The organism is Acinetobacter sp. Leaf130 (assembly GCF_001423205.1).
In the GTDB taxonomy this organism is placed as follows: domain Bacteria; phylum Pseudomonadota; class Gammaproteobacteria; order Pseudomonadales; family Moraxellaceae; genus Acinetobacter; species Acinetobacter calcoaceticus.
Genome location: NZ_LMOE01000001.1, coordinates 1,921,682 through 1,933,394 on the forward strand (window position 1 = coordinate 1,921,682; position 11,713 = coordinate 1,933,394).

Genomic DNA, 11,713 nt, shown 5'->3' on the forward strand with positions numbered 1-11,713 from the left:
GATGACATCATCAAAACAAAAATGGTTAGTGTCCTCACTCATGGGAAGCCTGCTCCTTGCAGGCTGCTCATTGGCTCCGGAATATCAACCTGCAAAGGTCATAGTTCCTGTTAAATTTAAAGAGTCAGACCCTAAACTTGAAGATAGCAACTGGAAAACTGCTCAACCTGCCGACGCACAATCACGTGGCGAATGGTGGCGTGTTTTTAATGACCCACTGTTAAACGAACTAGAGCAACAAGCAATTGCTGGTAACCAAAGCCTTAAAGCTGTTGCTGCCAATATTCAGGCTTCACGTGCATTACGTTCAGCAGCACAAGCGGAACGCTTACCAAGTATTGGTGCTGGCTTTGGCCCAACTCGCCAAAAACCATCTCCCGCTTCACTGGGTTTAGATGATAATGCGCATACATCTGCACAAACTTTATGGCGTGCTCAAGCGAATATCTCGTATGAGCTCGATTTATTTGGCCGTATTGCTAGTAGTGTCAATGCAGCAACAGCCGATGTACAGCAACAAGAAGCGCTATACCAGTCGGCACTTTTAGCATTACAAGCAGATGTTGCACAAGGCTATTTTCTAATCCGCCAGCTTGATGCTGAACAAGTAATTTATAATCGCACTATTAAATTACTTGGTGAGACTCGATATCTAGTTCAAACTCGATTTCGTAATGGTTTAGTCAGTGAATTAGATGTTTCTCGCGCGCAGACCGAACTGGCTACAGCCCAAACCAATGCCCTAACGATTGCCCGTAACCGAGCAACTGCAGAACATGCACTTGCTGTTTTACTTGGAAAAACGCCAGCTGACTTCAACCTAGCAACTCAACCCTTAGCAACAAACAGCATTCGCCTTCCAGCAGGTCTGCCTTCAACTTTGCTTGAAAGACGGCCTGACATTGCTGCTGCTGAACGTGCTATGGCAGCAGATAATGCGCGTATTGGAATTGCACGCGCTGCTTTTTTTCCAAAACTAGACCTAACAGGTGCACTCGGTTATGAATCATCAACTTTAGGTGATTTAGGTAAATGGTCGAGCCGCACATTCTTACTTGGGCCAGTCGCAGGCACTATTTTATCTTTGCCATTATTTGACGGCGGGCAACGTAAAGCAGGAGTCGCTCAAGCGCGAGCAGCCTATGAAGAAAGCGTGGCGAATTATCGCCAAACTGTACTGAATGCATTTCGCGAAGTTGAAAATGGTTTATCTGATCAAAGAATTCTCGATCAGCAAATTCAAGCTCAAAACCAAGCACTCTCTTCTTCTCGTCACGCAAATCAGCTTTCTCACCTACGTTATCGAGAAGGTGCTATTAGCTATCTTGATGTAATTGATTCTGACCGTACTATTTTGCAACAAGAACAACTTTCTGCTCAGCTTAACGGCAGCAGAATGATGGCTAGTGTAGATTTAATTCGGGCATTAGGTGGTGGATGGCATGATGCAGATTCATCGCTAAAAACTAAAAGTTAATTCTTACGTAATTAACTAGATATAAAAAAAGCGCCATACGGCGCTTTTTTTATATCTACAACTTATTGTGCGTATACAGGGAATTTTGCACAAACAGTTTCAACTTTCGCTTTTACGTCAGCAATAACTTTTTCGTCACCTTTGCTGTCAATCACATCAGCGATCCAACCAGCAAGTTCACGAACTTCAGCTTCACCGAAACCACGAGTTGTTACTGCTGGAGTACCGATACGGATACCAGAAGTCACAAATGGAGAGCGTGGATCATTTGGAACTGAGTTTTTGTTAACAGTAATGTGAGCAGCGCCTAACCAAGCATCTGCCTCTTTACCAGTTACGTCTTGTTTGATTAAAGATAACAAGAATAAGTGGTTGTCAGTACCGCCAGAAACAACGTCATAACCACGAGCGATTAATACTTCAGCCATAGCTTGAGCATTTTTCACAACTTGTTGTTGGTAAGCTTTGAAGTCATCAGACATTGCTTCTTTGAAGCAGATTGCTTTAGCAGCAATCGCATGCATCAATGGACCACCTTGGTTACCAGGGAATACAGCTGATTGAAGTTTTTTCTCGATTTCTTCATTCGCTTTCGCAAGGATTAAACCAGAACGTGGACCACGAAGTGTTTTGTGAGTCGTAGTTGTGGTTACATCAGCAATTTGAACTGGGTTTGGATATACACCCGCAGCAACTAAACCAGCAACGTGAGCCATATCAACAAAAAGGTAAGCGCCAACTTTGTCCGCGATGTCACGGAAACGTTGCCAATCTACAACACGGCTGTAAGCAGAGAAACCAGCAACGATCATACGTGGCTTGTGCTCTAATGCTAAACGCTCAACTTCTTCGTAATCGATCTCGCCTGTTTCAGAGTTTAGACCATACTGAACCGCATTATAAGTTTTACCAGAGAAGCTTACTTTTGCACCGTGAGTCAAGTGACCACCGTGAGCCAAGCTCATACCTAAAACAGTATCGCCTGGGTTAAGAAGCGCTAGATAAACAGCAGAGTTAGCTTGTGAACCAGCGTGTGGTTGAACGTTTGCGTAATCTGCACCAAAAAGTTCTTTAGCACGATCAATCGCCATTTGCTCAATAATATCCACATATTCGCAACCGCCATAATAGCGTTTACCTGGATAACCTTCTGCATATTTGTTCGTAAGTTTTGATCCTTGCGCTTCCATCACAGCAGGAGAGCAATAGTTTTCAGATGCAATTAACTCGATATGTGCTTCTTGACGCTCACCTTCAGAAGCAATTGCTTGAGCTAATTCTGGATCAAATTCAGAAATGGAAATATTGGCAAACATTAGCGGGGGTCCTATAAGTAGGGCTTTTAAGCCGTGCTAAGATTGCGACATATTGTAGCATGAAGTTTATAATTAAACAGAATCAAGTTAGCTCAGTTTTAAATAAAAATGGCTCAAGTTTTATAAAAAATGAGCCATTGTTTATAAATCAATTAAAAAGCCCGCTTAAAGCTTATATTTTTAATTTTCCCATCATTAACTTTATCTTACAACAATGTTAAAAATACTTTAAATATCAATAACTCTATTGTGCTGTTAGCAAAGTTTGAACATTTCCAACGATGTTGTCTACATTAGTACTCATGACCGTACCATGGTCCCAATTACCCGTAACATAACTATTAATTTTAGTACCTATTACTGTGGCATTAGATATCAAGATATCCGTTGCGACTTTAAGAAATGGTATACCAATCTAATTCTGCCCATATAAAATGTTTTAAAGTGAATAGCCAACTGTTAACATTCATAGCTACTCGTGATTGTTTAAAGGGCCAGTTATGCAAACCATTATTTTAGATACAGAAACACATACACTAAATGGTTTGCCTATTGAAATTGCGTATGCTCCGATCGAACTTAATGAAGGTAAACTCACTTTAGATAAAAGCAAATTGTTTGATCAGCTCTATCAAGTCGGTGCTCCTATTTCTTACGCGGCTATGGCAGTTCACCATATATTAGAGTCAGATTTAGAAAACCAGCCTCACTATAAAACGTTTAAATTACCAGAGAGCACGACTTATATTATTGGTCACAATATTGATTACGATATTGCCGCGATTACGCGTTGCGGTGTAGATGTATCGAATATTAAACCGATTTGTACTTTGGCTTTGGCACGTAAAGTTTGGGCAGATGCAGAGGCTCATAATATCTCAGCACTGATCTATATGATTTCTCAAGGTAGCAGCAAAGCTCGGGAAATGCTTAAAGGTGCTCACCGTGCCGATGCTGATATTATTTTGACTGCTAATATCTTGATGCATATTGTCTATCATTTAAATATTCAAGATATTGAAGAGCTCTACCGAGTTTCTGAAGAAGCACGTATTCCCACTACTGTTAACTTTGGTAAGCATAAAGGCACAGCAATTGCTGAACTTCCTAAAGACTATATTCAATGGCTATTACGCCAAGATGAGCTTGATGTCTATCTTCGCAAAGCATTAGAAAGTGCCTTTTAATATCTTAACCAAATGATATTTATAGATTATTCATCATATTGTCATTTTTAGGTTTTATTGTTAACCCCATTTATATTTTATTAAAAACAGTACTGTTCGACTCAGAAGATTGAACAGTCTGATTTATTTTTATATTGGGGAAAAGTAATGGCTGGTTTTTATAGAACCAATTTGGGAAGAGTTGCGCTTCAACAACGCAATATTGTTTTAAATGCAAAACAAAGACGTTTGTTACTATTAATAGACCATGAAGATTTTCAGAACTTAAATGGTGAATTTAAAAAACGTATTGCTTCTCCAGAGCTGATTCAACAGCTTATCGACTTAGAACTTATTGCCCCAATTGCCTCTACCGAAACATCTACGAATGAAGAAATTATTTTAAAAACATCAGCCATAAATAAAGTAGAAGAAAATCAAAAAGAATCTGTTGATAGTTCTATACTGCATTCCCCTCATCTTGTTGGAGAAACCCAGCTTTCCGAGCAAAAAACTTTAGATCAGCCCAGTACTACATATTTTCAACCACTAATACCTTCTCAGACTCTTTCTTTCGAAGAAATACAACAGTTAATGATAAAAACACTTAGCAGCTATTGCGGACTAATGACCAAACCACTTGTTCAAAAAATAGAGAAAGCTACAACAATACAAGAGCTTAAATTATGTCAGGTACAATGGATTACAAGTTTGCAAGAATCACGTATTCCTCCTCAGGAACTTGCAAGAGCTTTACGTACAATTAACTATTCAATTCAGCTTCTTTCACAAAGCATATAAAATATTGAACAACTTGCTGTTTAATTAAGCATTAAAATCACTTGGCATGTATTTCGTGCTTTACCTGCAAGTGTTTTTTTCCTATGATGTGCCCCACACATGCGCTCGTAGCTCAGTTGGATAGAGTACAGGTTTCCGAAACCTGGGGTCGTGGGTTCGATCCCCGCCGGGCGCACCAGCTTTTATATAATAATTTCTCAATTTATCTTAATTTTATAAAATTCCGACTATTTTACTTGGTTTATTAATCATTATCGCTCAAAATATACCCCTCTTTCATAATGTGAGAATTTCATGACTGATGCTTTGGTTTTAAGAGATTTGTCCAAAACATATCGTAATGGTTTTCAGGCGTTAAAAGGTATTAACCTCACTGTGCCTGAAGGTGAATTTTATGCGTTGTTAGGCCCAAATGGTGCCGGCAAATCAACAACCATTGGTATTATCAGCTCCCTCACAAAGAAAACCTCAGGAACAGTTGAGATTTTTGGGCACAACCTCGATACCCATCCTTCTCTGGCAAAACAGCAGCTTGGCGTCGTTCCTCAAGAATTTAACTTCGGGCAGTTTGAAAAAACATTCGATATTTTAGTCACTCAAGCTGGCTACTACGGTATCCATAAAAAGATTGCAGAAAAACGTGCCGAACATTATTTAGAAAAACTCGGTTTGTGGGAAAAACGTAATATACAAGCACGTATGCTGTCTGGCGGTATGAAGCGTCGTCTGATGATTGCCCGTGCCATGATGCATGAGCCTAAACTTCTTATTCTAGATGAACCTACTGCTGGTGTAGATATTGAATTACGCCGTTCTATGTGGGATTTTCTAACCGAAATGAACGAAAGCGGTACTTCTATTATTTTAACGACCCACTATTTAGAAGAAGCAGAAATGTTGTGTCGTCGCATTGCGATCATTGACCGTGGTGTAATTAAAGAAGATACCAGCATGAAGAGCTTCCTTAATCAGCTTAATGAAGAATCATTTATCTTCGATTTAGCCGAACCAATTGGGCCGCTCCAGTTAAACATTATTGGTGTCAAGTTCAACTTAATTGATAGCAATACTTTAGAAGTAACGATGGATAGAGCACATACATTGAATGACCTATTCCAGTTATTAGAATCTCAAGGTATTCGTGTTCACAGCATGCGTAATAAATCGAACCGTCTAGAAGAGTTATTTGTCAAAATGGTCGAGAAAAATCTTGAAGGAGAGGCAAAATGAATTTTAGCCAACTGCAAATTGCTCTCTGGACCATAGTTCGTAAAGAAGTACGCCGTTTTCTACGCATTTGGCCACAAACCTTATTACCACCGGCAATTACAATGAGTTTGTACTTCGTCATTTTTGGTAATTTGGTGGGTTCACGCATTGGACAAATGGGTGGCGTGAGCTATATGCAATTTATTGTGCCTGGCTTAATTATGATGGCTGTCATTACGAATAGTTATGCCAACGTGTCTTCCAGTTTCTTTAGCGTAAAATTCCAAAAAAGTATTGAAGAACTCATCATGAGTCCTGTGCCACTCCATATTATTTTGTGGGGCTATGTGATTGGTGGTATTTGCCGTGGTGTATTAGTTGGTACAATTGTGACTGCAATGAGCATGTTCTTTACTGACCTTTTCATACACAACTGGTTCGTAACTATATATACAGTCTTAATTACTTCGGTTCTTTTCTCATTAGGTGGTTTTATTAATGCAGTCTATGCAAAATCATTTGATGATATTTCTATTATTCCAACCTTTGTTCTTACACCTTTAACTTATTTAGGTGGTGTGTTTTATGCCATTAGTGCACTTAGTCCTTTTTGGCAAAAACTTTCTTTAATTAACCCTATTGTTTATATGGTTAATGCTTTCCGTTTCGGCATTTTAGGTCATAGCGATGTGAATGTTTCATTCTCTTTAATCATTGTGACATCATGCTGTGTTGTACTTTACGGAATTGCTTACTATTTACTTGCTCGTGGTTCAGGAATGCGTGAATGAGTGTCGAACAGTCTTTATTGGGTAAAGAAACCCAATATCCAACTAACTATCAACCTGATGTTTTATTTCCAATTTCCCGTGCTCAGTCTCGTGAAGCCTACTCGCATATTGAAGGCATCACACAAGGTAAAGATTGGTGGCATGTTTTTGAAATTTCATGGTTAAACGCTCATGCTATCCCGCAAGTTGCTATTGGCAGAATTACGCTACCTGCATCTTCACCGAATTTGATTGAATCTAAGTCATTAAAACTTTACTTCAATAGTCTTAATTTCACTCAGTTTGAGTCTAAACAATCATTTATTGAAACGGTTGAAAAAGATCTCTCTGCTGCGGCTGGTGCAAAAGTTGAGTTAACCCTATTTCAAGTAGATGATTTAGAGATTTCTAAGCCTCAAGGTATTTGTGTTGATAACCTCACTCCAAAGCGTTTAGAGCAGCATCCTGATGCCACTCTCTTAAAACTAGATGATTCTGGTGAAGAAGTCGAAGTTGAATTGTATTCTCATCTTTTAAGAAGTAACTGCCCAGTCACGGGACAACCGGATTGGGGTACAGTTTTTATTCGTTTTAAAGGCAAAAAACCTTGTTATCGTAGTGTTTTAGCTTATATTATCTCGTACCGTCAGCATAACGGCTTTCACGAACAGTGTGTTGAGCAGATCTTTGCCGATATTTGGCAAAATCTACAGCCTGAAAAGCTGATGGTTTATGCAACTTATACTCGTCGCGGCGGACTTGATATTAACCCTTGCCGAGTATCGGATCTTTCATGGATGCCAAAACCGATTCGATTGGCACGACAATAAAACGAATAATTTGAGGATATACCATGCCGTTTTTTGGTTTTACCCCTTCTGAAGGCTTATTGAACGATATGCAGACTGGAATTGCGAATAAAAATTCTAGTGAACCTTTATATCCACTTCGCGATAAGATTGCTTTACAACTTAATGAAGAAATTATTGATAATGTCTTGATTCAGTTAGTTCAGCATTTTCCTGCAAGTGAAAAGCGCGATACTGCCGAAAAACTAGCAGGTTATGTCAAATCAACCGTTGCTGTCCTTTTAAAGCAATTGTTAAGCAAAGCACCTAACGATGTAGTTAAACAGTCAGTTGAGTTCTCTGAAAAAAGCTTATTTAAAGACCCACAAGGTCAATATAAAGTAGGCGTAAATTTAGATGCAGGTTTAGTGACTAACCTTAAGCATAACTTTACTGAGCTTGAAGCAGGAAATGACATTAATAAAGCTGCTTTAGCTGAATTATATAAACAATTCGGCGATGCGATGATCAAACATTTCATGTCTGATTTTAATAAAACATTAGACCTCGGTATGATCAAACGTAAGGCAGCCGATATTGGTGCAGCAGCCGTAACAAAAGCTGTTCACATTGCAATCGACAAACTGATTCCAAGCTTAAATCGCACCGAACTTAAAGCGATGGCTGAATATCATGATGGTCTATTCTTTAACTAATAAAAAATAGACTATCGGAAACCTAGCGAGAGCTAGGTTTTTTTATTGCAAAATATTGATATACATTGCCATTCACCACGTTTATGTTAGCATGCGCCAAGCACTGATTGACCTTAGTTAACGCCGCATGTCTCCTAGCCCACAATATAAATTTTTACGCCAAGCTCCTCGAGATGGTCTTAGCACCGCTATGCAACCGTCAAAGTGGCAACAGCTCCATGTTGACCCTTGGTTATGCCTATTTCTGCTCTTAAATGCTTTATTAGGTTTAACCGTACTATATAGTGCTTCTGCACAAGATGTAGGGTTAGTGAGTAAACAAGCCATGAGTTTTGGTATTGGCTTTTTAGTTATGTTTGGTCTAGCCCAAATTCCGCCCAAGGTCTATCAAGCTTTTTCTCCATATTTTTATTTGTTTGGCTTATTTTCACTTGTGGCAGTCATGGTGTTTGGCGAAGTCCGAATGGGTGCTCAGCGCTGGATTGATATTCCCGGTTTCGGAAGTGTCCAACCCAGTGAGTTTATGAAAATCGGTATGCCCATGATGGTTGCATGGTTTTTAGCGCGTAAACCCCTTCCCCCTAGCTTTTCACAAGTTGTTTTATCATTAGTGTTGATTGGTATCCCTTTTTTACTAATTGCAGAACAACCCGATTTAGGGACATCAGTGTTAGTGCTAGCAAGTGGCATATTTGTTTTATTTTTAAGTGGACTATCATGGCGTATGATCGGTGCTGCGGGAGCGTGCGCTGCAGTCATCATTCCAATTGCGTGGGAATTTCTTTTACACGACTATCAACGTCAAAGGGTTTTAACGTTACTTGACCCAGAGGCGGATGCGCTCGGTACAGGTTGGAATATTATTCAATCGAAAACTGCGATTGGTTCTGGTGGTTTTTCGGGTAAAGGATTTCTTGAAGGTACCCAATCACATTTGCACTTTTTACCCGAAGGTCATACCGATTTTATTATTGCCGCGTATTCCGAAGAATTTGGGCTCATCGGTGTACTTATTTTAGTTATTCTTTATTTTGCTATTATTTTTAGAACATTCCAAATCGGCTTACAAAGCTTCCATAACTATGGACGTTTAGTTGCTGGCGCCTTTGGTTTGTCTTTTTTTGTTTATGTATTTGTAAATGCGGGAATGGTCAGTGGTATTTTACCTGTAGTAGGTGTTCCTTTACCTTTTATGAGTTATGGTGGAACAGCTATTATTACTTTAATGGCCACCTTTGGTTTAGTCATGTCCATTCATACACATCGATAATCTGGAATTTTAAAACGATATGTTGTCTCAACACTTAAATAAAACTTTAAAAATGCTTGCTTTGTGTACTGGTTTAATCAGTACAAGTCACTTCGCTCAGGCCAACGATTTTGCAACACATCCTGATTATGTAAATTTTAAACAAAAAACGATGAGCGCTTATGGGTTAAGTGGCGATCAAGTTGATGCAGCCATGAGTGGTGCAAAAAATTTACCAAACATTCTAAATATTATGACTCGTCCAGGGGAAAGCAAACCTTGGTATGACTATCGTTCTATGTTTTTGGTTGAAGGGACAATTCAACGTGGCGTCCGTTTTAAAAACCAATATGCAGATGCTTTAAATCGCGCTGAACAACAATATGGTGTATCTCAAGCTGTCATTTTGGGCATTTTGGGTGTTGAGACAGGTTATGGCGCGAATAAAGGTTCTTTTATTACACGTGATGCCTTAGCCACACTTGCTTTTGGCTACCCTCGCCGTGCTGAATATTTTGGCGATGAGTTAGCAGCTCTTATTGCATGGACTTATAAAGAAGGTTACCCAACAAATAGTATTGTAGGTTCCTACGCAGGTGCAATTGGCTATCCACAGTTTATGCCGAGCAATATTAGTAAATATGGGGTCGATTATGACGGTAATGGGCATATCGACTTAAGAAACTCTGCGGTAGATGCAATTGGTTCAATCGCAAACTACTTAGCAAAACAAGGATGGCAACGCGATCAACCTATCGGCTTTATGGCGCGTTACACGGGATCAAATCCGGAAAGTATTATTGCTAAAGATTTAACTCAGCCTTTTCCATATGGTGCATTAAAGACACTAGGCATCTCACCATTAAATCCTTTAGTTAAAATTGATGATCTGGATATGGTAAATGTTATTCAATTACAAGACTATAATGGTCCGATTTACTATTTAACTTACCCAAATTTTCAAGTAATTACGACCTATAATAAGAGCCGTATGTATGCGACTGCTGTATGGTTATTAGGCACTGAAGTGGCTAGCCGATAGGCTAGCTTTTTTGTGAGTTATGTAAAAGTCAATAAATATTTTTGTTAAATAGATCACAATACGCACAAATTTAATATATTGTTACACTTTTGATTATTTTTTAACCAGGAACTGTAAGTTTTTGCCCTTTTTGTAACGATTTCTCGTTAAAGACTAGACACTCTCCGTAAGCGATGAATATTATCCACCCCAATGTAGCAATTGCAAAAGTGAATAATCAGACATGTTCACTTTAAATTTCAGTCAATCGCTGAAAGAAAAAAGTACATGTTCTCAGGAGTTTATACAAATGCAGTTATCGCTGAAATACGTTCTTGCACTGACGGCTAGTTTAAGTATGGCCCCATTGCATGCTGAAATGGTGCAATCATCATCATTAAATAGTGATGTAGATGGCTCTAATTTAGCAGCTCGTGTATTGAGTAAAGATACTCAAAATTTTAATTCTCGTTTTTCTAACATTAACAGTCTTTCAATCACTGAACGTTCTGGCGATCAAATCCGTCGTCAAGCGATCGCAGCAAAAATTGAAATCCCTGAAGATGAGCCTTCAGTGATTGAAAAACTTAACACAGTAGCTTCAAACACTGTTCGTAAGTTTAGCCAAACTGGCATGGCTTCATGGTATGGTCGTCAATTCCATGGACGCAAAACAGCAAGTGGTGACACATTCGATATGAATGCTCTAACTGCTGCTCACCGTAGCCTACCATTGAACTGTTACATCCGAGTAACCAACAAAGACAATGGTAAAAGTGTGGTTGTAAAAGTAAATGACCGTGGTCCTTTCCATGGCAATCGTGTACTTGACTTATCATACGGTGCTGCTAAACGTCTTGGTATTACCAATGCGGGAACTGCAAAAGTAAATATTGAACGTGTTGATGGTCCAACTTCATAAGTTATAGCCTCTAGAGTTCATGTAAAAAGCCGCAATTTTTTCTGCGGCTTTTTTATGTTTTAAACTATAAAAATAATTTCTAACTTAGGTTTAAAAAATTATCTTTTTTAGCCCTTCTCCACCCTTAAATTTGAATATTTTTTACACAAAAAAGTACGTTTATCTTATCCAAGCTTATTTTGCTTCTAAATTGCGTTTAGAGCGACTTTATTAAATTTCCGCTACCCTAGTACCATTTTTATAAAATTAAGACTAATTATGGCGTTTTTAGAGTAGAT

At 38.8% G+C, this 11,713-nt stretch carries 12 protein-coding genes, 1 tRNA gene and 1 pseudogene; 12 read left to right on the top strand and 2 right to left on the bottom strand.

Annotated elements, in window-relative coordinates; genetic code table 11:
• The first annotated feature begins 1 nt into the window (after position 1).
• Positions 2-1,477 carry an efflux transporter outer membrane subunit gene (locus ASF86_RS08665; RefSeq protein WP_056481170.1) on the top strand — a complete coding sequence of 492 codons (1,476 nt, stop codon included), beginning with the start codon at positions 2-4 and terminating at the stop codon, positions 1,475-1,477.
• Between the two features lie 62 nt (positions 1,478-1,539).
• Here the strand turns inward: ASF86_RS08665 and glyA are convergent, their stop codons facing one another.
• Positions 1,540-2,793 (bottom strand): serine hydroxymethyltransferase, encoded by a 1,254-nt coding sequence (gene glyA, locus ASF86_RS08670; protein WP_003650657.1) that lies wholly within the window; start codon positions 2,791-2,793, stop codon positions 1,540-1,542.
• 59 nt (positions 2,794-2,852) lie between these two features.
• Between glyA and ASF86_RS19210 the strand changes: the two genes are divergently transcribed.
• Positions 2,853-3,014 carry a hypothetical protein gene (locus tag ASF86_RS19210; RefSeq protein ID WP_081407584.1) on the top strand — a complete coding sequence of 54 codons (162 nt, stop codon included), beginning with the start codon at positions 2,853-2,855 and terminating at the stop codon, positions 3,012-3,014.
• 23 nt (positions 3,015-3,037) lie between these two features.
• Here the strand turns inward: ASF86_RS19210 and ASF86_RS19635 are convergent.
• A pseudogene (locus ASF86_RS19635) lies at positions 3,038-3,190 on the bottom strand (alpha/beta hydrolase); the annotation flags it as partial.
• A gap of 103 nt (positions 3,191-3,293) precedes the next feature.
• Between ASF86_RS19635 and ASF86_RS08675 the strand changes: the two are divergent.
• The 10 genes from ASF86_RS08675 (at position 3,294) to ASF86_RS08720 (ending at position 11,435) form a co-directional block, all read left to right on the top strand.
• A complete protein-coding gene (locus ASF86_RS08675; protein ID WP_056481172.1) occupies positions 3,294-3,980 on the top strand; it encodes a 3'-5' exonuclease in 687 nt (228 codons plus the stop codon).
• 147 nt (positions 3,981-4,127) lie between these two features.
• Positions 4,128-4,760, top strand: a complete 633-nt coding sequence (locus ASF86_RS08680) for a hypothetical protein (protein WP_056481174.1) — start codon at positions 4,128-4,130, stop codon at positions 4,758-4,760.
• Between the two features lie 101 nt (positions 4,761-4,861).
• Positions 4,862-4,938: transfer RNA gene (locus ASF86_RS08685), tRNA-Arg, on the top strand.
• A 116-nt stretch (positions 4,939-5,054) separates the two neighbouring features.
• On the top strand, positions 5,055-5,990 hold the full coding sequence (locus ASF86_RS08690) for an ABC transporter ATP-binding protein (RefSeq protein ID WP_003650650.1): 936 nt from the start codon (positions 5,055-5,057) through the stop codon (positions 5,988-5,990).
• Positions 5,987-6,760 carry an ABC transporter permease gene (locus ASF86_RS08695; RefSeq protein ID WP_005039203.1) on the top strand — a complete coding sequence of 258 codons (774 nt, stop codon included), beginning with the start codon at positions 5,987-5,989 and terminating at the stop codon, positions 6,758-6,760. The genes ASF86_RS08690 and ASF86_RS08695 overlap by 4 nt, the downstream gene beginning before the upstream one ends.
• Complete coding sequence (gene queF / locus ASF86_RS08700; RefSeq protein ID WP_056481176.1) at positions 6,757-7,569, top strand: NADPH-dependent 7-cyano-7-deazaguanine reductase QueF; 813 nt, start codon at positions 6,757-6,759, stop codon at positions 7,567-7,569. Before ASF86_RS08695 ends, queF begins: the two co-directional genes overlap by 4 nt.
• A 23-nt stretch (positions 7,570-7,592) precedes the next feature.
• Positions 7,593-8,243, top strand: coding sequence for a hypothetical protein (locus ASF86_RS08705; protein ID WP_017391955.1), 651 nt, complete (start codon positions 7,593-7,595; stop codon positions 8,241-8,243).
• 127 nt (positions 8,244-8,370) lie between these two features.
• Complete coding sequence (gene rodA / locus ASF86_RS08710) at positions 8,371-9,513, top strand: rod shape-determining protein RodA (RefSeq protein ID WP_056481178.1); 1,143 nt, start codon at positions 8,371-8,373, stop codon at positions 9,511-9,513.
• A gap of 19 nt (positions 9,514-9,532) precedes the next feature.
• Complete coding sequence (gene mltB / locus ASF86_RS08715) at positions 9,533-10,534, top strand: lytic murein transglycosylase B (RefSeq protein WP_056481180.1); 1,002 nt, start codon at positions 9,533-9,535, stop codon at positions 10,532-10,534.
• Positions 10,535-10,823: 289 nt separating this feature from the next.
• Positions 10,824-11,435, top strand: coding sequence for a septal ring lytic transglycosylase RlpA family protein (locus tag ASF86_RS08720; protein ID WP_003650639.1), 612 nt, complete (start codon positions 10,824-10,826; stop codon positions 11,433-11,435).
• Positions 11,436-11,713 lie beyond the last annotated feature (278 nt).